The sequence below is a fragment of the Pseudomonas sp. A-RE-22 genome, from assembly GCF_019956035.1.
In the GTDB taxonomy this organism is placed as follows: Bacteria; Pseudomonadota; Gammaproteobacteria; order Pseudomonadales; family Pseudomonadaceae; genus Aquipseudomonas; species Aquipseudomonas brassicacearum.
On the sequence record NZ_JAHBCZ010000025.1, the window covers coordinates 49,018 to 71,393 of the forward strand.

Sequence of the window (22,376 nt, forward strand, 5' to 3'; positions counted from 1 at the left end):
TCCAAAACAAAACCCCATGAGCCAGGCTCATGGGGTTTTGTTTTTTCCGCTATCGGTTGTTCAGGCCGGCGCAGAGGTACGGATCAGGTGGTCGAAAGCACTCAGCGAAGCCTTGGCGCCCTCGCCTACGGCAATCACGATCTGCTTGTACGGCACGGTGGTCACGTCACCGGCGGCGAACACGCCAGGGATCGAGGTTTCACCCCGGGCATCGACGATAATCTCACCCCGCGGTGACAGCTCGACAGTGCCTTTGAGCCAATCGGTGTTGGGCAACAGACCAATCTGCACGAAGATCCCCTCCAACTCCACATCCCGCACGTCACCGCTCGGACGGTCCTTGTAGCGCAAGCCATTGACCTTCTGACCGTCTCCAGTCACTTCGGTGGTCTGGGCGTTGGTAATCACCTTCACGTTCGGCAGGCTGTGCAGTTTGCGCTGCAATACCGCGTCGGCACGCAATTGCACATCGAACTCCAGCAACGTGACGTGGGCGACGATACCGGCCAGGTCGATGGCCGCCTCGACGCCGGAGTTACCACCGCCGATCACCGCCACGCGCTTGCCCTTGAACAGCGGACCGTCGCAGTGCGGGCAGTACGCCACGCCCTTGTTGCGATACTGCTGCTCGCCCGGCACGTTCATTTCGCGCCAGCGGGCACCGGTCGCCAGGATCACGGTCTTGGCCTTGAGGCTCGCACCGCTGGCGAACTTGATTTCATGCAGCCCGCCGTCTTTGCCAGGCACCAAGGCGTCGGCACGTTGCAGGTTCATGATGTCCACATCGTACTGCTTGACGTGTTCTTCCAGGGCGACGGCCAGTTTCGGCCCTTCGGTTTCCTGGACCGAGATGAAGTTCTCGATGGCCATGGTGTCGAGCACCTGGCCGCCGAAACGTTCGGCCGCCACGCCAGTGCGGATGCCTTTACGGGCCGCGTAGATCGCCGCCGAAGCACCGGCCGGGCCACCGCCGACTACCAGCACATCAAAGGCGTCCTTGGCGCTGATTTTCTCGGCCTGGCGTTCGATGCCGCTGGTGTCGATCTTGGCGAGAATCTCTTCCAGGCCCATGCGACCCTGGCCGAAGTTCACACCGTTGAGGTACACACTCGGCACGGCCATGATCTGGCGTTCATCGACTTCGGCCTGGAACAGCGCGCCGTCGATGGCAACGTGGCGAATATCTGGATTCAGTACGGCCATCAGGTTCAGCGCCTGGACCACGTCCGGGCAGTTCTGGCACGACAGCGAGAAATAGGTCTCGAAGTTGAACTCGCCCTTGAGGGAGCGGACCTGTTCGATGACGTCGACACTGGCCTTCGAAGGGTGACCGCCAACTTGCAGCAAGGCCAACACCAGCGAAGTGAATTCGTGGCCCATGGGAATGCCAGCAAAACGCAGGCTGATATCGGCTCCCGGGCGATTCAACGAAAACGAAGGCTTGCGCGCATCGCTGCCGTTGTCGAGCAAGGTAATCTGATGGGAAAGACTGGCAACGTCTTGGAGTAACGCGAGCATTTCCTGGGATTTCGCACCGTCGTCGAGGGAGGCGACGATCTCGATCGGCTGGGTGACCCGTTCCAGGTATGACTTCAACTGAGCTTTAAGATTGGCGTCCAACATACGGGCGATTTCCATTTTTTGAATTCAGAAAAAACAACGCCCGAGCGAATCTCGCCCGGGCGTTTTTTGGGGCGAAGCGGCTTACTTGATTAAGAGCGGATCGCCCTCGGATGACTCACAGACTTAGATCTTGCCGACCAGGTCCAGGGACGGAGCCAGGGTGGCCTCGCCTTCTTTCCACTTGGCTGGGCAGACTTCGCCCGGGTGAGCAGCAACGTATTGAGCGGCCTTGATCTTGCGCAGCAGCTCGGAAGCGTCACGGCCTACACCGCCGTCGTTGATTTCAACGATCTTGATCTGGCCTTCAGGGTTGATCACGAAAGTACCGCGGTCAGCCAGGCCGACTTCTTCGATCAGCACGTCGAAGTTGCGCGAGATGACGTGGGTCGGGTCGCCGATCATGGTGTACTGGATCTTGCCGATGGCTGGCGAAGTGTTGTGCCAGGCAGCGTGGGCAAAGTGAGTGTCGGTGGAAACGCTGTAGATCTCGACGCCCAGCTTCTGGAACTCGGCGTAGTTGTCGGCCAGGTCTTCCAGCTCGGTTGGGCAAACGAAGGTGAAGTCAGCCGGGTAGAAGAACACGACAGACCATTTGCCTTTCAGGTTGGCGTCCGATACTTCGACGAATTCGCCGTTTTTGAAAGCGGTAGCGTTGAACGGTTTAACTTGGCTGTTGATGATAGGCATCGATGTTTCTCCGTCAGGGTTGAAAGTTGATGGAGAGGATCTTAACCACTCATCCCCAGGCTGGCTCATTGGCAAACCTGATGCGAATGATTGGTTTTGGCTATCAGCAGCTAAATAGATAGAAGAAAACTTAATATGGCGAGCCGGCTCGCTCGCCATATGTTCGTCGGGTGGTCAGGAGGCGACGGGCGTACGCATCGTCACGAATTCTTCGGCAGCCGTCGGGTGCACGCCGATGGTTTCGTCGAAGTCGCGCTTGGTGGCGCCGGCCTTGAGTGCGATGGCCAGCCCTTGGACGATTTCACCGGCGTCCGGCCCGACCATGTGGCATCCCAACACCTTGTCGGTCCGGGCATCCACCACCAGTTTCATCAGGGTGCGTTCCTGGCATTCGGTCAGGCTCAGCTTCATCGGCCGGAAGCGGCTTTCGAAAATCTCTACCTCATGCCCCTCCTCCCTGGCCTGCTCTTCGGTCAGGCCAACTGTGCCGATGTTCGGCAAGCTGAACACGGCGGTGGGAATCATCCGGTAATCCACCAATCGATACTGCTCGGGCTTGAACAGACGCCGCGCCACCGCCATGCCTTCGGCCAGGGCAACGGGGGTGAGCTGGACGCGACCGATCACGTCGCCAATGGCCAGGATCGACGGTTCAGCGGTCTCGTATTTTTCGTTGACCTGGACAAAGCCCTTCTCATCCAGCGTGACACCGGTGGTTTCAAGGCCCAGGTTGTCGAGCATCGGCCGCCGGCCGGTGGCGTAGAACACGCAATCGGTGAGCAACGTCTTGCCGTCCTTGAGCTCGACCCTGAGGCTGCCATCGTCCAGCTTTTCGATGGACTTGATGTCTGCGTTGAACTGCAGGTCCAGGCCACGGCGGGTCAGCTCTTCTGCCAGGTGCTTGCGCACCGCACCGTCAAAGCCGCGCAGGAACAGCTCACCGCGATAGAGCAAGGACGTCTGCGCACCCATGCCGTGGAAGATCCCGGCGAACTCCACCGCAATGTAGCCACCGCCCACCACAATCACACGCTTGGGCAGTTCCTTGAGAAAGAACGCCTCGTTGGAGCTGATGGCGTGCTCGCGCCCCGGAATGTCCGGGATCACCGGCCAACCGCCCGTGGCGATCAGGATGTGCCTGGCGGTGTAGCGCTGGCCGTTGATCTCGACCTCATTGGGCCCGGTCAGCCTGGCGTGACCTTCGTGCAGCACGACGCCGCTGTTGACCAGCAGGTTGCGGTAGATGCCGTTGAGGCGATTGATTTCCCGGTCCTTGTTGGCGATCAACGTGGCCCAGTCGAAACTCGCCTCGCCCGCCGTCCAGCCATAGGCCGACGCCTGTTCGAAGTCCTCGGCGTAGTGCGCGCCGTAGACCAGCAGTTTTTTCGGCACGCAGCCCACGTTCACGCAGGTCCCGCCCAGGTAACGGCTCTCCGCCACGGCCACCTTGGCCCCGAAACCGGCGGCAAACCGCGCAGCCCGCACACCACCGGAACCGGCGCCAACCACATACAAGTCAAAATCGTAGGCCATTTTCTATCTCCTTCGGCAGGTCATCAGCATACCTGCTGTTTTCACCTGAGGCAGCGTTGCGATGGTTATGGGGGCGGAAAATGGAAAAGCCAGTTGGGCCGCTCAAGTTACGCCGATCCATGTGGGAGCGAGCTTGCTCGCGATGGCGGCGGCACATTCAACATGGGTGTAGGCTGGCCCACCGCTATCGCGAGCAAGCTCGCTCCCACAGTTGTTTTGGGGTGGTCTCAGGATTTTTCATATCCCACAGGGTTTTGTTTGTGTGATTGATGATTGGCGAGAGACTTTTCCCCAAGCCAAAAAAAACGCCCCGAACCAGTCGGGGCGTTTTTTTCAAGGCGTGGCGCAGGCTATCAGTAAGCCTTGCCCGTCTTGTAGAAGTTCTCGAAGCAGAAGTTGGTCGCGTCGATGTAGCCTTCGGCGCCACCGCAGTCGAAACGCTTGCCCTTGAACTTGTAGGCCATGACGCAGCCGTTCTGGGCCTGTTTCATCAGGGCGTCGGTGATCTGGATCTCGCCGCCCTTGCCTGGCTCGGTCTGTTCGATCAGGTCGAAGATATCTGGGGTCAGGATGTAGCGACCGATGATCGCCAGGTTCGACGGTGCGTCTTCAGGTTTTGGTTTTTCAACCATGCTGTGGACGCGGTAGATGTCGTCGCGGATCATTTCGCCGGCAATCACGCCGTACTTGTTGGTTTCCTGCGGATCGACTTCCTGGATCGCCACGATGGAGCAGCGGAACTGCTTGTACAGCTTGACCATCTGGGTCAATACGCCGTCGCCTTCGAGGTTGACGCACAGGTCATCCGCCAGGACCACGGCGAACGGTTCGTCACCGATCAGTGGGCGGCCGGTCAGGATCGCATGGCCCAGGCCTTTCATTTCGGTCTGGCGAGTGTAGGAGAACGAGCACTCATCCAGCAGTTTGCGGATACCGACCAGGTATTTTTCCTTGTCGGTGCCCTTGATCTGGTTTTCCAGCTCGTAGCTGATGTCGAAATGGTCTTCCAGGGCGCGTTTGCCGCGACCGGTGACGATGGAGATTTCCGTCAGGCCCGCATCGAGGGCTTCTTCGACGCCGTACTGGATCAGTGGCTTGTTCACCACCGGCAGCATTTCTTTGGGCATGGCTTTAGTCGCTGGCAGGAAGCGAGTACCGTAACCGGCTGCTGGGAACAAGCATTTCTTGATCATATAAGTCCTTGAAAAGGCGGTGTGTACGAGTTTCGGCGCAGTCTAATCAGGCAACAGGCACCTTACAATGCCCGCGCTGGCCAACCGGTGCCATCATAGAGAAATAAAAAACGGCGGATAGTTCAATCGCCTTTCGTTTCGATGGCTCCAGCGGACCCACTGTACGCCAGTGAGCGCTGTTTGCGAGCATTTGACGTATCATGGTGCCCTTGATCACGCCAATGAGGCAGCTAGATGTCGGCAACAAGAAACGCAAACGGTTATTCGGTCAGCCAGGGCAAGGACGGCCAGTGGTGGATTATCAACTACCACGGCGAGCAGGTCGCCGGTCCCTTGCCCAGCAAGGCCATGGCGGTGGAAGTGGCCGCGGTATTCCAGGATGAGCGCGCTGCCCCCGCAGTGAAAGAACGCGACACCGCCCCCGCCCGCAGCCCCCGCCGCAAGAAGTAACCAGACGAGCCTCGTAAAAATGCCACGCGGGCATTGAACGAGGCTTGTTTAGCTGTACCGGAGTGGCCATTCGCTATAATCTCGCGCTTGCCCTTCCCTCCTTGATGACGACCCCATGAAGACACTTCTGGCACTGTTTGCAGTCCTGGCCCTGGCGGGCTGTGCCTCAGCCGAAAAAACCTACCTGGACAACGGCGAACAAGGCCTGGCCATCGACTGCTCGGGTGAGGCCAACTCCTGGGCGACGTGCTACGAAAAGGCCGATGCGTCCTGTGCCGGCACCGGCTACCGCATCGTCGGTACCGACGGCACGCCCCAGGCCAAGGAAAGCGAGAAGACCCTGGGCGTCGACGTCGGCAACTTCACCAGCCGCAGTGTCGTGGTGGTCTGCAAGTAATCAAATGTGAATCTCGGCAAACTTGATGCCCAGCCCGCGCAGGGTTTCGATCAGTTCGTCGAGACGGGCAAAGGACTCGACTTCGTCCTGGTCATCCACCAGGAAAAAACTGCGTCCGGCGCTTTTCTTGAAGAACACGATCCATTCGCCCGGGCTCGCCGGGTTCTGAATCACGTGGGTGGCACAGATAAGACCTTCTGCATGGCGCTCGCGCACCTGCTCGCGTTTCATCGACTGACTCCATGAATGACAATGCCGCCAACGTGAACCGTGGCGGCATTTTTTGTCGAGGGCAGTAGTTTATCCGATGCCCGGTCCGCTCGTCAGGCGCGCAATGCGATCAGCCGGAAATGCAGGCGTTGGCCGCATCCTGCACGTCGCCCGGACGCACCGGTACATTGGACATGCTTTCGTGCAGCTTGATGCTGCTGCCACTGGAGCGTTCGTCAATGTCGAACACCGCCGCCGGCAGGGTCGACAGTTTGCCCGGGACGATCAATCGGACGCCATTCTTGTGTGGCTCCACTTGCAGCGGACCACGGCTTTTGGCCAGTTTGTCGGAAACACACTTGGCATATTCGTGAGGTTTCTTTCCGGAGATGACGCTCATGGTGGGGGGCGTCTGGTTGATGTCCGATACCGATGCACATCCACTCATGGCCAATGCCAACACCCACACGCTGCGCTTCATATGATTCCTCCGATAAAGATCCTCCGACAGTGCAGACGCCGTTTTTCTCCGGTGCCGCACCGCTTTATTTTTCCCGCAACCTGCAATAAATGAACAAAGCCTGGAGCGCGGGCCGGATATTAACACTCGGGGCTGATAAACTGCGCATCATTGCCCCTTGCTATCGTTTTGATTTTGTAGAAAAAGCCCTTCTGGAGGCGCCCATGAAATTCATCCACCAGCGCGAGCACCTGAACGAAGACGACATTGTCGTCATCGAATGCTCCCAAATGTGCAACATCCGTTTGATGAACGACGCCAACTTCCGTAGCTTCAAGAACGGCGGCCGGCACACGTATCACGGCGGCGCGTTCGACACCTTCCCGGCCCGGATCACTGCCCCTAGCACCGGTTTCTGGAACATCACCATCGACACCGTCAACCGCCGTGCAATCAGCGTCACGCGCAAACCGACCCTGACCCACAAGATCAAAATCATCCGGCGTTCCAGCTCGAAACTGAGCTGAGCCTCGCCCACTTTCAAGACAGGCAAAACCGTGTCCCAGACGACCAAATACGTCATCAAGTACAAGCTCAACGACGAACGCCGCTTCGAATTCGCGCAACTGGAAACCGGGACCGAGGAAGAAGCCAGGGCCGCATTGCAAAAGCTGCATGGCCAGACCGACGACGTGATCAGCGACGTCAAGGTCAGCAAAGCGCTGTAACAACTCATCCGACTGTTTTTGTGGGAGGGTTATCCCCATTGTGGGAGCAAGGCTTGCCCGCGATGCAGGCGCCTCGTTCACCCCGACAGAACGCGTTGCCTTCATCGCGGGCAAGCCTTGCTCCCACAGATAATCCTCTCGCCACAGGGTGACGGGTGTGTCAGCTCAGGGTAGGTGAGCGCTCGGCCGTTGACACACCGCAAGATCCGGAGTGTCAGCCGTCAAAGCACTCCCCAGACTGACCAGTCCTTTCTACCAAGGATTGTCATCATGTCCCTACCCTCGCTAATCCAATGCATACACGACCTGGACTGGCCAGCCCTGGAGAACAGCCTCGACCAGGACGGCTGTGCAATCATTCGCAACCTGCTACCGACAACACAATGCCGGCTGCTGAGTGGTCTGTACGCCGAACCCGGGCTTTTTCGTTCGCGGGTGATCATGGCCCGCCATGGATTCGGGCGCGGCGAGTATCAGTATTTTCGCTATCCGCTGCCCGACCTCATCCAGCAGTTGCGCCAGTCGTTGTATCCAGCGTTGGTACCGCTGGCGAACCGCTGGAATGAACACATGGGTATTGAAGTGCGCTACCCCCACGAACACCCTGACTTCATCCGGCGCTGTCACGCCGCCGGGCAATCGCGGCCTACGCCGTTGTTGCTGCAATACGGTCCGCAGGACTACAACTGTCTGCACCAGGATCTGTACGGCGAGCAGGTGTTCCCACTGCAGGTGGCGATCCTGCTGTCGGAACCGGGTCGGGATTTTACCGGCGGCGAGTTTGTCCTCACCGAACAGCGCCCGCGCATGCAATCGCGGCCCCAGGTCATCGATCTGAAACAGGGCGATGCCGTGGTGTTTGCCGTGCACCAGCGGCCCGTCAAAGGCGTTCGCGGTTATTATCGGGTGAACATGCGCCATGGCGTCAGCTGCGTGCACAGCGGCAGGCGGCACACCTTGGGAATCATTTTTCATGATGCGCAGTAATGACACACCGCTCACATTGGACCTGTTCGCCGACCAGGCGCCCACCACGCCTGGCCAGGTCGAGCAGATCGGCCAGCAAGCGTTCGTGCTGCGCGGGTTCGCCCTGCCCTGGCTCGAGCGCTTGCTGCCGGCGCTGGAAAGCGTCTTGCAGGCGGCGCCTTTCCGGCAGATGGTCACGCCCGGTGGCTTTACCATGTCGGTGGCCTTGAGCAGTTGCGGTGCGCTGGGCTGGACCACCGACCGCAGCGGCTATCGCTACACCGCCCACGATCCGCAGACCGGCCACCCCTGGCCCGACATGCCGGCGGTGTTTCGCGAACTGGCCCAGGCCGCCGCCCGGCAGGCGCACTTCGAGCATTTCGAACCCGACGCCTGCCTGATCAACCGCTACGTGCCCGGCGCGCGGATGTCGCTGCACCAGGACAAGAACGAACGCTCCCTCGCCGCCCCCATCGTCTCGATGTCCCTGGGCTTGCCGGCGGTGTTCCAGTTCGGCGGCTTCGAGCGCAGTGACAAAAGCCTGCGCATCCCGTTGTTCCATGGCGACATCGTGGTCTGGGGCGGCGTGGACCGGTTGCGCTACCACGGCGTGTTGCCGCTCAAGGAAGGCCAGCACCCGCGCCTGGGTACCCAGCGGATCAACCTGACGTTTCGCACCGCCGGGTGAAGGTGCAGAATTCAACCGCAAGACCCGGAGTGTCGCCACTGGAATGGCTCGCTACTGTAGGCAAAACGGGCCAATGGACATAACGACCATGAACAGCACTTCGAACAATCTCGCCCCTGAACTGGATCCTCGCTGGGCCGCCGTGCTCGCCCGGGATCCACGCGCCGACGGCACCTTCGTCTATGGCGTGAAAACCACCGGCATCTATTGCCACCCAAGCAGCCTGTCGCGCCTGCCCAACCCGCGCAACATCGAGTTCTTCGACACGCCGGAACAGGCCCAGGCCGCCGGTTACCGGCCCAGCAAGCGCGTGGCTCGGGACCAGACCCAGATCGCCGCCCAACAAGCGGCACGGGTTGCCGCCGCCTGCCGGCAGATCGAGGCGGCCGAGGAACTGCCTGGCCTGAATGAACTGGCAGAGCGCGCGGGCTTGAGTCCCTTTCATTTTCATCGGGTCTTCAAGGCAGTCACTGGCCTGACCCCCAAGGGTTATGCCGCCGCCCACCGCTCACGCAAGGTACGCGAACGCCTGGCCGATGGCGGCACGATCACCGAGGCGCTGTACGACGCCGGCTTCAACTCCAACAGCCGCTTTTATGAGGCAGCCGACAAGGTGTTGGGCATGAAACCCGCCGACTATCGCGCCGCCGGGCAGAACACCGACATCCGTTTCGCCGTCGGCCAATGCTCCCTCGGGGCGATCCTGGTGGCGCAAAGCGAGCGTGGCGTGTGCGCGATCCTGCTGGGGGACGACCCGGACGCGTTGGTGCGGGACCTGCAAGACAAGTTCCGCCGGGCCAACCTGATCGGCGCCGACCGCGAGTTCGAGCAGTTGATCGCCCAGGTGGTTGGCTTCATCGAAGCACCGGCCCTGGGCCTGGACCTGCCCCTGGACCTGCGCGGCACCGCCTTCCAGGAGCGGGTCTGGCAGGCCTTGCGGGACATTCCCGCAGGCAGCACCGCCAGCTACGCCGAGATCGCCCAGCGCATTGGCATGCCCAAGGCCGTGCGCGCCGTGGCCCAGGCCTGCGGCGCCAACAGCCTGGCGGTGGCGATCCCTTGCCACCGGGTGGTACGCAGCGACGGCAACCTGTCGGGCTATCGCTGGGGTGTGGAGCGCAAGCGTCAGTTGCTGGCGCTGGAGCGCTCGTCCGGGGATTGAATGCCGATGTAGATCGCCACCGAATCGGGGCCGCTGTAGACCTCGAAATCGGTGGTAAAGCGGCGCAGCGTCTGCGGATTATCCGCGAAGTACGCCCAGATCAGGCCCCAGGTCTGGATCACGCAGTCGGGCATCGGCCCCTTGGCCGCAAACATCAGGTAATCCCCGCCCTCGATGTCCACGGCGGGGTAGCCTGCGCTGGTCGCATCCACTTGCACCCCGGCCGTCACATCGAAGTGGCCAGTGGCATCGGACTCGTAATTGGAATACACCCCGTAGACGAACGACTCCGACTGCCGGGCCGGAATCGTGTCGAACAGCCCTTCATTGAAGAACTGCTGCCACATCGGGCCGATCCGAGCGGTGTCGGGCTGCTGCTCGTCGGTGTTGCGGGTGCGCACCTGCAAACCGGCCACGGTGAAGGGCTCGACGGTCTTGAGTTTCACGTCCATGGGTTGGGCTCCTTGATGTATGAAGCCCGCATGGTAACCCTCCCGCCGTCGGGATCAAGTTGCAACGCTCGATTGAAAAACTCGACTGGCCCTCGCCGGCCCACACCTGCTAAAACCGCTGTTTCCTTCTGCCGTCGGAGACCCGCACATGAGCCAGTGGCCAGACACTCGCATTCTTGACCTGCTCGGTATCGAGCTGCCCATCATCCAGGGGCCACTGGCCGGGGTGACCGGGCCGGCCATGGTGGTCGCGACGTGCAATGCCGGCGGGCTGGGTTCGATGCCGGCGGCGATGCTCGATGTCGAACAACTGCGCCAGGCGCTGACGACCATCGGCGAGCAGACCGACAAACCGTTCAATGTGAATTTTTTCTGTCACCAGCCGCCGGCCTTCGACGAACAGCAGGCCGCGGCCTGGAAGCAACGGCTCAAGCCGTATTACCAGGAACTGGGCGTCGACTTCGACGCGCCGACCCCGGTGTCCAACCGCACGCCGTTCGACGATGCCGCCTGCCGGGTGCTGGAAGAGATGCGTCCCAAAGTGGTCAGTTTCCATTTCGGCCTGCCGGAAAAATCCTTGCTGGATCGGGTGAAGGCCACTGGCGCGAAAATCCTTTCCTCGGCCACCACCGTCGAGGAAGCCATCTGGCTTGAACAGCATGGTTGCGACGCGATCATTGCCATGGGTTACGAAGCCGGTGGTCATCGCGGGATGTTCCTCAGCGACGACCTCAACACCCAAGTCGGGCTGTTTGCCTTGCTGCCGCAGGTGGTGGATGCAGTGAAGGTGCCGGTGATCGCTGCCGGCGGCATTGGCGATGCGCGGGGAATCGTCGCGGCATTCGCCCTGGGTGCCTCGGCGGTGCAACTGGGCAGCGCCTACCTGTTCACCCCCGAGGCGAAGATCAGCGCGTCGCATCACCGGGCGTTGCGCACGGCCAAGGAAAGCCAGACGGCTGTTACCAACCTGTTCACTGGTCGCCCGGCCCGAGGCATCGTCAACCGGGTGATGCGCGAAGTGGGCCCGATGAGCCCACTGGCCCCGGCTTTTCCCTTGGCGGGCGGCGCGTTGATGCCATTGCGCGCCAAGGGCGAAGCAGACTTCAGCAACCTCTGGGCCGGCCAGGCCTTCCCTCTGGGCCGCGAGCTGTCGACGGCCGAGCTGACTCGGCGGCTGGCCGAGGAGGCGTTGGCCCGGCTCCACAGGGCGGATGCCTGATCGAACGCCATCGCGAGCAAGCTCGCTCCCACAGGGGATTGGGGGACAACCGGCACATCCGGGTACACCACCGGACCTGTGGGAGCCGAGCTTGCTCGCGATGGCGGTAGCACATTCAAAATGGATGCTAGCTGACCCACCGTCTTCGCGAGCAAGCTTGGCTCCCACAGGGGATTGGGGGCAACCGGCACATCCGTGTACACCACCGGACCTGTGGGAGCCGAGCTTGCTCGCGATGGCGGTAGCGCATTCAAAATGGATGCTAGCTGACCCACCGTCTTCGCGAGCAGGCTCGCTCCCACAGGGGATTGGGGGACAACCGGCACATCCGGGTACACCACCGGACCTGTGGGAGCCGAGCTTGCTCGCGATGGCGGTAGCACATTCAAAATGGATGCAAGCTGACCCACCGTCTTCGCGAGCAGGCTCGCTCCCACAGGGGGTTGGGGGCAACCGGCACATCCGTGTACACCACCGGACCTGTGGGAGCCGAGCTTGCTCGCGATGGCGGTAGCACATTCAAAATGGATGCAAGCTGACCCACCGTCTTCGCGAGCAAGCTTGGCTCCCACAGGGGATTGGGGGCAACCGACACATTCAGGCACACCACCGGACCTGTGGGAGCCGAGCTTGCTCGCGATGGCGGTAGCACATTCAAAATGGATGCAAGCTGACCCACCGTCTTCGCGAGCAAGCTTGGCTCCCACACCCTTGCACCTCACTCCCCGGGCGAAATGCCGCGTTCCGTTTGTCGGTCATTCGCTATATATTCCTGTATATAGCGAACCTGACCCCACGGAGCCTCACCCATGCCTCTCACCCGCTTCGCGCCGTTGCTGCTGACCACGTTCTTTGCCATTGGCGCCGCCCAGGCCGCTGAGGTGCAGGTGGCAGTCGCTTCCAATTTCACCGCGCCGATCCAGGCCATCGCCGCCGATTTCGAAAAAGACACCGGGCACAAGCTGGTGGCGGCTTACGGGGCCACCGGGCAGTTCTACACCCAGATCAAGAACGGCGCGCCATTCGAAGTCTTCCTCGCCGCCGACGACACCACCCCGGCCAAGCTCGAAAGCGAAGGCGACGCCGTCAAGGGCTCGCGCTTCACCTACGCGGTCGGCACCCTGGCGCTGTGGTCGGCCAAGGACGGTTATGTCGACAGCCAGGGCCAGGTGCTCAAGCACAACGACTTCCAGCACCTGTCCATCGCCAACCCGAAAGCCGCACCCTACGGCCTGGCCGCGACCCAGGTGCTGGACAAGCTCGGCTTGACCGCGCAGGTGAAAAGCAAACTCGTCGAAGGCCAGAACATCACCCAGGCCTATCAATTCGTCTCCACCGGTAACGCCGAACTCGGTTTCGTCGCCTTGTCCCAGGTGTACAAGGACGGCAAAGTGACGGGCGGCTCGGCATGGATCGTCCCGGCCGAACTGCACGACCCGATCAAACAGGACGCGGTGATCCTCAACAAGGGCCGGGACAACCCCGCTGCCGTGGCCCTGGTGGATTACCTCAAGAGCCCGAAAGCCGTCGCCATCATCCAAACCTACGGTTACCAACGCTAAATGCCCCTGACCAGCGCCGACTACGCCGCCATCTGGCTGACCCTGAAACTGGCGTCATTGACCACGGTGATCCTGTTGCTCATCGGCACTCCCATCGCGTTGTGGCTGTCGCGCACCCGCTCCTGGCTGCGCGGGCCGGTGGGTGCGGTGGTCGCGTTGCCGTTGGTGCTGCCGCCCACGGTGATCGGCTTCTACCTGTTGCTGGCGTTGGGGCCGAACGGCTGGATCGGCCAGTTCACCCAGGCCCTCGGGTTGGGCACCCTCACCTTCAGCTTCACCGGGTTGGTAATCGGCTCGGTGATCTATTCCATGCCGTTTGTGGTGCAGCCGTTGCAGAACGCCTTTGCCGCCATCGGCAGTCGCCCGCTGGAAGTCGCCGCCACCCTGCGGGCCGGGCCCTGGGATACGTTTTTCAGCGTCATCCTGCCCCTGGCCCGCCCCGGCTTCATCACTGCGGCGATTCTCGGCTTTGCCCACACCGTCGGCGAATTCGGCGTGGTGCTGATGATCGGCGGCAACATCCCGGAGAAAACCCGGGTGGTGTCAGTGCAGATCTACGACCATGTCGAAGCCTTGGAATACGCCCAGGCCCACTGGCTGGCCGCGGCGATGCTGGTGTTTTCATTCCTGGTGCTGCTGGCGCTGTACTCCAGCCGCCGAACCCGTGCCGGTTGGAGCTGATCGATGATTCACGCGCGTTTGCAGCTCGACCACGGGGCTTTTTCCCTGGACCTGGATGTGCAACTGCCCGGCCGTGGCGTGACCGCCCTGTATGGGCCGTCCGGTTCCGGCAAAACCACCTGCCTGCGTTGCATCGCCGGGTTGGAGCGGCCGGCCCGGGGTTTTATCGAGGTCAACGGCCAAGTCTGGCAAGACACTGAGCACGCTGTGTTTTTGCCGCCCCATAAACGGTCGGTGGGGTATGTGTTCCAGGAGGCGAGCCTGTTCGCCCATTTGTCGGTGCGGGCCAACCTGGCGTTCGGCCTCAAGCGCATCGCGCCGGCACAACGGCGGGTGGACATGCAACAGGCGACCGAACTGCTGGGCATCGGGCACTTGCTCGATCGGCAGCCGCACAACCTGTCCGGCGGCGAGCGCCAGCGGGTGGGCATCGCCCGCGCCTTACTCACCAGCCCGCAACTGCTGTTGATGGATGAGCCGCTGGCGGCCCTCGATAGCCGACGCAAAAACGAAATCCTGCCGTACCTGCAACGGCTCCACGATGAGCTGGACATCCCGGTGCTGTATGTCAGCCATTCCCAGGATGAAGTGGCGCGCCTGGCCGATCACATCGTGCTGCTCGACGGCGGTCGCGCGCTGGCCAGTGGGCCGATCGGCGAAACCCTGGCCCGGCTCGACCTGCCATTGGCCCTGGGGGATGATGCAGGCGTGGTGATCGAGGGCAAGGTCAGCGGGTACGACCCGGCTTATCAATTGCTGACCCTGAATCTGCCCGACAGCCAACTGAACGTACGCGTGGCCCACACCTCACTGGCCCTCGGCCAGCCGCTGCGCTTCAAGGTCCAGGCCCGGGACGTCAGCCTCAGCCTGGCGAACGATGCCCAGACCAGCATCCTCAATCGCCTGCCAGTCACCGTGGTCAGCGAACAGGCCGCCGACAACGCCGCCCACGTGCTGATCCGCCTGGAAGCCGCCGGCACCCCGCTGCTGGCGCGTATCACCCGCTATTCGCGCGATCAGCTGAAATTGCATCCAGGGCAGGTGTTGTGGGCGCAGATCAAGGCGGTGGCGGTGTTGGCGTAGGGTCCGAAACCAGCGGATCACACTGTGGGAGCTTGTGGGAGCAAGGCTTGCCCGCGATGCAAGCACCTCGGTGTAGCTGATAGACCGAGGCGATGCTATCGCGGGCAAGCCTTGCTCCCACAGGTTTGCTCCTGCTGGTTTACTCCTGCTGGTTTGCTCCCACAGGTTTTGCGGCAACCTTAGAATCTTGGCACGACGGCAACAGCCTGCGGTCAATGAATTCACAGGCCACCGGATTCGCTGCCAAGGACTCTTTTCATGCCCGATACCCTGCCGCCGGATGCACTGCCGGCCGACCTGCATTATGTCGATGACACGGCCCCGGGCATCACCCGTAAAAAGCAGCGGGGCAAATTCTGTTATTTCGACCCGCAGGGCCAGCGCATCACCGACGCGGCCGAGATCCAGCGCATCAATGCCCTGGCGGTGCCGCCGGCCTACACCGATGTCTGGATCTGCACCGACCCGCGCGGCCATCTCCAGGCCACCGGGCGCGATGCCCGCGGGCGCAAGCAGTACCGTTACCATGCGCGCTGGCGTGAGGTCCGTGATGCGGACAAGTACTCGCGCATGCTGGAATTCGGACGGGCCCTGCCGCGCCTGCGCAAACGCCTGGAGGAAATCCTCGCCACGCCGGGGTTCAGCCGCGACAAAGTCATGGCCACGGTCATCACCCTGCTGGACGTGACCCTGATCCGCGTCGGCAACAGCCAATACGCCCGGGACAATCGCTCCTACGGCCTGACGACCCTGCGCGACAAACATGTCGAGATCAACGGCAGCGCCATCGCCTTCCAGTTCCGTGGCAAGAGCGGCATCGAGCACCAGATCACCGTGAAGGACCGGCGCCTGGCGCGGATCATCAAGCGCTGCCAGGAGATCCCCGGGCAGAACCTGTTCCAGTACCTGGACGAACACGGCGAGCGCCACGCCATCAGTTCTTCGGACATCAACGCCTACCTCAAGACCCTCACTGGCGCTGACTTCACCGCCAAGGACTACCGCACCTGGGCCGGCAGCGCAGCCGCTCTGGCCGGGTTGCGGACGCTGAGTTGGGAAACCGAAAGCGAGGCCAAAAGACACGTCGCCGAGATGGTCAGGCAAGTCGCCAGACAGCTGGGCAACACGCCGACCGTCTGTCGCAAGTGCTACATTCATCCTGCGGTGGTGGAGGGTTTCCTGCTCGGTGCCCTGACCCAGTTGCCCAAACCCCGGGCACGTAAAGGCCTCAGCGAAGAAGAAGCCGGGCTGACGCTATTTCTGCAGCGCATGACGCAAGCCGCCCAGAAATGCGAACAGCAGCAGCCGGCTTGATGCGCTCCACCAGCAGCCAGCCACGGATGAGGAACATCCGCAGACCGCTGGACTCCCAACTGTACGGCACAGCCGATCCGCAGGCACTTCAAAGGGTGAAGTCGACAGGAGTTTCAGATGTCCGAACACATTGTCCATTTTCATTGCCAGATCGATCAGGGAACCACCGAACGCTTTCGCGATAACTGCCTGGAGGCCATTGAGAAAGGCGCCGACTCGTTGATGCTCAATCTCTCCACAGTCGGTGGCAGTACCAACTTCGGTTTCACCCTCTACACCTTCATAAAGTCCCTTCCGGTACCGGTACGTGCGGTGAACGCCGGCAACATCGAGTCGATGGGCATCGTCATGTACCTGGCCGCCAGCGACCGCACCACCACCCCGCATTCGCGGTTCCTGATTCATCCGATGAACTGGTATTTCGGCCAGAAATCCGTGGACCACTCACGCTTGCGCGAGTACCTGTCCAGCCTGGACAACGACGTGGCGCGCTACGTGGAAATCTACGTCAAGGAAACCGCTGGCGCGGCGACGCAGTTGGATATCTTCAAATGCCTGTGCGCCGAAGAGCGGGTGATCCCGGCGGAAAACTCCCTGGCTTTCGGCATTGCCCATCGGGTCGAGCAAGTGATTTTCCCCACGGATGCCAAGCATTGGAAAGTCAGCGGTGGCGAGGATTAGAAGTGAAGACTGAGGGCTGACCATTCGTCGCCAGCAAGCGGTTTTTTTTAAACTTCCCTCAGCCATTTTCTTTCCCAACTAATGCGAGGCACGTTGCTCGCTCAACCAAAATGAGGATTCTCGAAATGGCCAGTAGCGGAAACAAAAACCCAGGCAACTTCGCCAATGATCGTGAAAAAGCATCGGAAGCCGGCAAGAAAGGCGGACAAGCGTCGGGCGGCAACGTTGCCAACGATCGGCAAAAAGGCACTGGAGCCGGTAACAAAGGTAGCGAACGCAGCCAAGGCGGCGGCAGAAAATCGTAACCACCCAAATCGTTGGGGCGCAGACGTACTGCGCCCCGGCGCTATCCGCTCTTCTCCTCGCCACAAATACGAAATTCCATATATTCGATTGTCCGCATATACTCCGGCGCAGCCCACCCTTGCGCTTTTCGGAGCCGATCGATGAAAGTCCTCTTCATGTGCACAGCCAATAGTTGCCGCAGCATTCTCAGCGAAGCGATGTTCAACCATCTGGCCCCGGCCGGGTTCGAGGCCGTCAGCGCCGGCAGTTTCCCCAAGGGCCACGTGCTGCCGCGCAGCCTGAGCACCTTGCAAGAGGCCGGCATCAGCGTCCAAGGCTTGCGCAGCAAGGGTAACGACGCGTTCGAGGGCAGCCCGCCGGACATCGTCATCACCGTGTGCGACAGCGCCGCCCGCGATGCTTGCCCGGTGTACTTCGGTCCGGCCATCAAGGCCCACTGGGGCCTGGTCGATCCATCGACCGTCAGAGGCAACGACGATCAGATCGGCCAAGCCTTCCATGCCACCCTGGATCGTATCGAAACCCGCTGCCGGGCCTTTTTCGCCTTGCCCTTCGACCAGCTCGATGCCCAGGCCCTGAAAGCTGAGCTCGACCGCATCGGCACCCTCTGACCGATCAACCCGCGCGATAGGCCTGCTTCACCGTCTCGATCCAGCTCGGGTCCAGGCGCGATTGTTCGGTGTCCAGGCCCAGCGCCTGCATCTTCGCCAGGTGCGCGTCGGCCTCTCGCGCCAGGGAGCCCTGGGCGCTGGAGTTGGCGTCCAGCTGATGCATCTGGGCCAGCCCCAGGTGATAGAAGCGCAGCAGTTTCATGGCGGTGGGGTCCTGGGCCTGCACCCCGGCGGTCACCTGGTGCATCACGTTGGTGATTTTCATCAGGCTGCGCTTGAGCCGCCAACCGTACACGGCGGCGGCCATCCACGGCTGCGACCAGAAATACAGGCGCATCAGCGCAGCCATCGTCAGCACCGCGACAATCACCCCGCCGAGGTTGAAACGAAAGTTATCGCCTCCGGGCGTGCCCAGCAGCATCACGGCCAGGCTGGACAGCAGCATCGCCAGAGCCAGGAACACCACCGCGATGATCAGGGTGCTGCGGCGAGTCTGCTTGCGATAGGTGTCGCCATCCCACGGTTTGATCTCGAACATCGCGGTGCAATTTCCTTGTACGGCATCAAAAGAGTCACGCATTATCGCCTGCCCGGTCGATTTAGCTATGCTGGAGCTCATTTTGTAGCGCAACCGACTCGCCGGGTCCGGATCAAAGTCCATGGCGATAGCGCAAGGATCGTGCGATCTTTCTGCGTGGACGTTTTTTTCAAGATGCCGTCGTTGTGTGCATGGCATCGTTTCCAAGGAAAGCTGAATGACTCAAAGACATGTAATCAACGCCTCGGTAAGCCCCAAGGGCAGCCTGGAGACCTTGTCCCAGCGCGAAGTCCAGCAACTGAGCGAAGCCGGTTCCGGCAGTATCTATACCCTCTTCCGCCAGTGCGCCCTGGCCATCCTCAACACCGGCGCCCATGTTGATAACGCCAAGACCATCCTGGAAGCCTACAAGGACTTCGAGATCCGTATTCACCAGCAGGACCGGGGCGTGCGCCTGGAGCTGCTGAACGCGCCGGCCGATGCGTTCGTCGACGGCGAAATGATCGCCAGCACCCGGGAAATGCTGTTCAGCGCCCTGCGCGACATCGTCTACACCGAGAACGAGCTGGACAGCCAGCGCATCGACCTCAGCTCGTCCCAGGGCATCAGCGACTACGTGTTCCATCTGCTGCGCAACGCCCGCACCTTGCGTCCAGGCGTGGAGCCGAAAATCGTCGTGTGCTGGGGCGGTCACTCGATCAACACCGAAGAATACAAATACACCAAGAAGGTCGGCCACGAACTGGGCCTGCGCAGCCTGGACATCTGCACCGGTTGCGGCCCTGGCGTGATGAAAGGCCCGATGAAAGGCGCCACCATTGCCCATGCCAAGCAGCGTATCCATGGCGGTCGCTACCTGGGCCTGACGGAACCGGGCATCATCGCCGCCGAGGCGCCGAACCCGATCGTCAATGAGCTGGTGATCCTGCCGGACATCGAGAAACGCCTCGAGGCTTTCGTGCGTGTCGGTCACGGCATCATCATCTTCCCGGGCGGCGCCGGTACGGCGGAAGAGTTCCTGTACCTGCTGGGCATCCTGATGCACCCGGCCAACCAGGACCTGCCGTTCCCGGTGGTTCTCACCGGGCCGAAAAGCGCCGCGCCGTACCTCGATCAGTTGCATGCGTTTGTCGGTGCAACCCTGGGTGAGGAGGCGCAGAAGCACTATCAGATCATCATCGACGACCCGGCCGAAGTGGCACGGCAGATGACCCAGGGGCTCAAGGAGGTCAAGCAGTTCCGCCGCGAGCGCAACGACGCCTTCCACTTCAACTGGCTGCTGAAGATCGACGAGGGCTTCCAGCGCCCGTTCGACCCGACCCACGCCAACATGGCCAGCCTGGGCCTGAGCCGCGACCTGCCCGCCCACGAACTGGCCGCCAATCTGCGCCGGGCGTTCTCGGGAATCGTGGCCGGTAACGTCAAGGACAAGGGCATCCGCCTGATCGAAGAACACGGCCCGTACGAAATCCACGGCGACGCCGCCATCATGGAACCCCTCGATCGCCTGCTCCAGGCCTTCGTCGCCCAGCACCGCATGAAACTGCCAGGCGGCGCGGCGTATGTGCCGTGCTATCGCGTGGTGACCTGACAAAGTCGCCATAACCTTAATGTGGGAGCGAGCTTGCTCGCGATGACAGCGGCACATTCAGCACAGATGCAAGCTGACCCACCGCTATCGCGAGCAAGCTCGCTCCCACAGGAGTTCTGCTGTGGTCACAGAGTCGGGGTCAGCCGCATCAGCCCGGCTTCATCCACTTCAATACCGAGCCCAAGGTAATCCTTGATCTGCGGATGAAGGGTGACCACCGGGTGCGTATGCGTCGCCGTTACCACCAGCACATCCGCCTCGGCCGCCTCGCCTGCCCGGATGCCCGCCTCGGCGTCTTCAAAGACCAGGCATTCTTGCGGTGCCACTTGCAAGCGTTCGGCCGCCAGGCGATAGCAGGCGGGGTTGGGCTTGCCATCGCTGACGTCTTCGGCCGTGACCATGACCAAAGGGCGTGGAATTCCGGCGGCTTCCATACGGCGCAAGGCCAATGCCATCGGCGCTGAGGTGACGATTGCCCAGCACTCTGGCGGCAGGCTGTTCAGAAAGGCCTGCGCACCGGGCACCTGCACCACCCCTTCGACGTCTTCGATTTCCTCGCGGGTAATCTGCTCGGCTTCCGCCTGGGCATCCACCCCCGGCAGGTGCTGGCGGGCGATGGTGTCGATGGCGCGCACGCCATGGATGGTCGGCAGGAACGTCGCCACGTCCACGCCATGACGCACGGCCCAGCGCGTCCAGATCCGCTCGGCGGCGGCGATGGAGTTGAGCAATGTGCCGTCCATGTCGAACAGGAAGGCGCGATAGGCAATGTGGGTGGGGAGACTGGCAGACATCGGATCCTCGGTGGCGGCGTGGCGGGTGATGGCCACTGTAACATCGCCAGCCCCCAATCCTCTGTGGGAGCGAGCTTGCTCGCGATAGCGGTGGGTCAGCTTGCATCGATGCTGAATGTTCCGACGCCATCGCGAGCAAGCTCGCTCCCACAGGGTTTAGTGATGGGTTAGTTACACCAACCGCTCGATCGGCTGATGCTGCCACACCCGTTTGTAGTACAGCGTCTGCAACAGCAGCATACTCAAGTAGGCCACCGGGAACGCCATCCACACCCCTTGCAGCCCGAAGTGAGCGTCCAGCAGATACGCCGCTGGCACTTGCACGGCGACGATGCAGAAGATCGAGATGGCGACCGGCACCAGCACCGTGCCGCTGGCGCGCATGATGCCGCCGACGATCGCCTGGAAGCCGAACACCAACAGGCTCCAGAGCATGATGTGCAGCAGGTGTTCGGCCTGGACCCGTGCCGCCGGGTCGGTGATGAACAACCCCAGCAGCCAGTGGGACAACAGATAGCCCAGGACCACCAGCCCACCCGTAAGCCAGAGGTTGATCAACAGCCCCGTGCGCAGGATCGGCCCCAGGCGCTCCAGGCGTCCGGCACCGATGGCCTGGGCGCCGAGGATCGAGGCGGTGATGGCGATCGACAGCGCCGGAAACTGCACGTAGTTGACGATCTGCGTCACCGCGCCATAGGCCGCCGTGGCCTGGGAACCATGGCTATTGACCAGCGTCAGGATGACCAACTCCGACAACGAGATCACCACCATCTGCAACCCTGTGGGCAAGCCAATGCGCAGCACTTTGCCAAGGATCTCCGTGTCCAGGCGCATCGCCGCGAACAACGCCCGGTCCGGTGCCAGGGCATGCTCGCGACGGTTCAGGCGCCATGCCAGCATGGCCATGGCCGAGGCCGTCCCCACCAACCCCGCCAGCGCCGCGCTCTGGATGCCCATCGGCGGCAACCCCAGCCAACCACGAATCAATACGGGCGTAAGCAGCAGCCCGACACTGGTGGAGATCAGCAGCGCCAGCATCGGTGACACCGTATCGCTCACCCCGCGCAGCAGTTGAGTGAACAGCACAAATACCAGCAACATCGGCAGGATCCACATCATGACCCGGGCATAGGAAACGGCATCCTCCAGCACATCGGCCGGCGTGCCGAGCCCCTGCAACGCCTGACGCGCAAAAACACTGCCGAGCACCGCCGCCGTCAGGCCGATGATCGCCCCCAGCAACAACGTCGAACCGGCAATCGCCTTCACCGTGCCGGTTTCTCCGGCACCGTAGGCCTGCCCGATCAACACCCCCGCCCCCGCCCCGAGGCCAATCACCAATGCGATAAAGAAAAACACGATGGGAAACATGCCCGACACCGCCGCCAAGGCCTGGGTACCGAGCATCTGGCCGATGTAGATGCTGTTGAACGTGCCAGACATGGAC

General features: G+C 61.8%; 26 protein-coding genes. 16 read left to right on the forward strand and 10 right to left on the reverse strand.

Annotation, left to right across the window (positions count from 1 at the left end):
- Positions 1-60 precede the first annotated feature (60 nt).
- The 4 genes from ahpF to galU all read right to left on the reverse strand — a co-directional run bounded on the left by ahpF (position 61) and on the right by galU (position 5,036).
- Entirely contained in the window at positions 61-1,623 is a 1,563-nt protein-coding gene (ahpF, locus tag KGA89_RS14420; RefSeq protein ID WP_060613945.1) for an alkyl hydroperoxide reductase subunit F, read from the reverse strand.
- A 123-nt stretch (positions 1,624-1,746) separates the two neighbouring features.
- Positions 1,747-2,310, reverse strand: coding sequence for an alkyl hydroperoxide reductase subunit C (gene ahpC / locus KGA89_RS14425; protein WP_003202998.1), 564 nt, complete (start codon positions 2,308-2,310; stop codon positions 1,747-1,749).
- A 174-nt stretch (positions 2,311-2,484) separates the two neighbouring features.
- Complete coding sequence (gene gorA, locus KGA89_RS14430; RefSeq protein WP_003203000.1) at positions 2,485-3,843, reverse strand: glutathione-disulfide reductase; 1,359 nt, start codon at positions 3,841-3,843, stop codon at positions 2,485-2,487.
- Positions 3,844-4,196: 353 nt separating this feature from the next.
- Complete coding sequence (gene galU / locus KGA89_RS14435) at positions 4,197-5,036, reverse strand: UTP--glucose-1-phosphate uridylyltransferase GalU (protein WP_003182953.1); 840 nt, start codon at positions 5,034-5,036, stop codon at positions 4,197-4,199.
- Between the two features lie 234 nt (positions 5,037-5,270).
- On the opposite strand from galU, the gene KGA89_RS14440 reads away from it, so the two are divergent.
- Positions 5,271-5,486: a hypothetical protein gene (locus tag KGA89_RS14440; RefSeq protein ID WP_003203002.1), complete on the forward strand. Its 216-nt coding sequence runs from the start codon at positions 5,271-5,273 to the stop codon at positions 5,484-5,486.
- A 115-nt stretch (positions 5,487-5,601) separates the two neighbouring features.
- A complete protein-coding gene (locus KGA89_RS14445; RefSeq protein WP_003203004.1) occupies positions 5,602-5,883 on the forward strand; it encodes a hypothetical protein in 282 nt (93 codons plus the stop codon).
- Here KGA89_RS14445 and KGA89_RS14450 read toward each other — a convergent pair whose 3' ends face one another.
- Positions 5,884-6,114, reverse strand: coding sequence for a hypothetical protein (locus KGA89_RS14450; RefSeq protein ID WP_003203005.1), 231 nt, complete (start codon positions 6,112-6,114; stop codon positions 5,884-5,886). It abuts the gene before it with no gap.
- Between the two features lie 109 nt (positions 6,115-6,223).
- On the reverse strand, positions 6,224-6,574 hold the full coding sequence (locus KGA89_RS14455; RefSeq protein WP_003203007.1) for a hypothetical protein: 351 nt from the start codon (positions 6,572-6,574) through the stop codon (positions 6,224-6,226).
- Between the two features lie 203 nt (positions 6,575-6,777).
- Here KGA89_RS14455 and KGA89_RS14460 point away from each other — a divergent pair, with 203 nt between their 5' ends.
- The 5 genes from KGA89_RS14460 to ada all read left to right on the forward strand — a co-directional run bounded on the left by KGA89_RS14460 (position 6,778) and on the right by ada (position 10,097).
- Positions 6,778-7,080, forward strand: a complete 303-nt coding sequence (locus KGA89_RS14460; protein WP_003182962.1) for a DUF1883 domain-containing protein — start codon at positions 6,778-6,780, stop codon at positions 7,078-7,080.
- Between the two features lie 30 nt (positions 7,081-7,110).
- Positions 7,111-7,281, forward strand: a complete 171-nt coding sequence (locus KGA89_RS14465; RefSeq protein ID WP_003203009.1) for a hypothetical protein — start codon at positions 7,111-7,113, stop codon at positions 7,279-7,281.
- 270 nt (positions 7,282-7,551) lie between these two features.
- Positions 7,552-8,268, forward strand: a complete 717-nt coding sequence (locus KGA89_RS14470; protein WP_003203010.1) for a 2OG-Fe(II) oxygenase — start codon at positions 7,552-7,554, stop codon at positions 8,266-8,268.
- Positions 8,255-8,935, forward strand: a complete 681-nt coding sequence (gene alkB, locus KGA89_RS14475; protein ID WP_013693618.1) for a DNA oxidative demethylase AlkB — start codon at positions 8,255-8,257, stop codon at positions 8,933-8,935. The genes KGA89_RS14470 and alkB overlap by 14 nt, the downstream gene beginning before the upstream one ends.
- Positions 8,936-9,023: 88 nt before the next feature.
- Entirely contained in the window at positions 9,024-10,097 is a 1,074-nt protein-coding gene (ada, locus tag KGA89_RS14480) for a bifunctional DNA-binding transcriptional regulator/O6-methylguanine-DNA methyltransferase Ada (protein WP_039012337.1), read from the forward strand.
- On the opposite strand, the gene KGA89_RS14485 is transcribed toward ada, so the two are convergent.
- Entirely contained in the window at positions 10,061-10,549 is a 489-nt protein-coding gene (locus tag KGA89_RS14485) for a GyrI-like domain-containing protein (RefSeq protein WP_100264040.1), read from the reverse strand. The genes ada and KGA89_RS14485 overlap by 37 nt on opposite strands.
- Before the next feature lie 148 nt (positions 10,550-10,697).
- Between KGA89_RS14485 and KGA89_RS14490 the strand changes: the two genes are divergently transcribed.
- The 8 genes from KGA89_RS14490 to KGA89_RS14525 all read left to right on the forward strand — a co-directional run bounded on the left by KGA89_RS14490 (position 10,698) and on the right by KGA89_RS14525 (position 18,006).
- Positions 10,698-11,768, forward strand: a complete 1,071-nt coding sequence (locus tag KGA89_RS14490) for an NAD(P)H-dependent flavin oxidoreductase (RefSeq protein ID WP_223471890.1) — start codon at positions 10,698-10,700, stop codon at positions 11,766-11,768.
- Between the two features lie 809 nt (positions 11,769-12,577).
- Complete coding sequence (gene modA, locus KGA89_RS14495; RefSeq protein ID WP_223471891.1) at positions 12,578-13,330, forward strand: molybdate ABC transporter substrate-binding protein; 753 nt, start codon at positions 12,578-12,580, stop codon at positions 13,328-13,330.
- The gene (modB, locus tag KGA89_RS14500; RefSeq protein WP_014337803.1) at positions 13,331-14,011 is read left to right on the forward strand and encodes a molybdate ABC transporter permease subunit; all 681 of its coding nucleotides are present in this window, start codon (positions 13,331-13,333) and stop codon (positions 14,009-14,011) included.
- Positions 14,012-14,014: 3 nt separating this feature from the next.
- The gene (modC, locus tag KGA89_RS14505; RefSeq protein ID WP_223471892.1) at positions 14,015-15,094 is read left to right on the forward strand and encodes a molybdenum ABC transporter ATP-binding protein; all 1,080 of its coding nucleotides are present in this window, start codon (positions 14,015-14,017) and stop codon (positions 15,092-15,094) included.
- Positions 15,095-15,352: 258 nt separating this feature from the next.
- Complete coding sequence (locus KGA89_RS14510; protein WP_223471893.1) at positions 15,353-16,408, forward strand: DNA topoisomerase IB; 1,056 nt, start codon at positions 15,353-15,355, stop codon at positions 16,406-16,408.
- Positions 16,409-16,525: 117 nt separating this feature from the next.
- Positions 16,526-17,089 (forward strand): ATP-dependent Clp protease proteolytic subunit, encoded by a 564-nt coding sequence (locus tag KGA89_RS14515; RefSeq protein ID WP_003203029.1) that lies wholly within the window; start codon positions 16,526-16,528, stop codon positions 17,087-17,089.
- A gap of 125 nt (positions 17,090-17,214) precedes the next feature.
- Entirely contained in the window at positions 17,215-17,394 is a 180-nt protein-coding gene (locus KGA89_RS14520; protein ID WP_003203031.1) for a general stress protein, read from the forward strand.
- Between the two features lie 141 nt (positions 17,395-17,535).
- Entirely contained in the window at positions 17,536-18,006 is a 471-nt protein-coding gene (locus KGA89_RS14525; protein WP_223471894.1) for an arsenate reductase ArsC, read from the forward strand.
- Between the two features lie 4 nt (positions 18,007-18,010).
- On the opposite strand, the gene KGA89_RS14530 is transcribed toward KGA89_RS14525, so the two are convergent.
- A complete protein-coding gene (locus KGA89_RS14530) occupies positions 18,011-18,544 on the reverse strand; it encodes a DUF3087 family protein (RefSeq protein ID WP_013693624.1) in 534 nt (177 codons plus the stop codon).
- A 217-nt stretch (positions 18,545-18,761) separates the two neighbouring features.
- Here KGA89_RS14530 and ppnN point away from each other — a divergent pair, with 217 nt between their 5' ends.
- The gene (gene ppnN, locus KGA89_RS14535; protein ID WP_003203037.1) at positions 18,762-20,135 is read left to right on the forward strand and encodes a nucleotide 5'-monophosphate nucleosidase PpnN; all 1,374 of its coding nucleotides are present in this window, start codon (positions 18,762-18,764) and stop codon (positions 20,133-20,135) included.
- Between the two features lie 125 nt (positions 20,136-20,260).
- Here ppnN and KGA89_RS14540 read toward each other — a convergent pair whose 3' ends face one another.
- Together KGA89_RS14540 and KGA89_RS14545 are read right to left on the reverse strand one after the other, a co-directional pair.
- Positions 20,261-20,929, reverse strand: coding sequence for an HAD family hydrolase (locus KGA89_RS14540; protein WP_223471895.1), 669 nt, complete (start codon positions 20,927-20,929; stop codon positions 20,261-20,263).
- A gap of 171 nt (positions 20,930-21,100) precedes the next feature.
- A partial coding sequence (locus KGA89_RS14545; RefSeq protein ID WP_223471896.1) for an MATE family efflux transporter occupies positions 21,101-22,376 on the reverse strand: 1,276 nt, incomplete at its 5' end.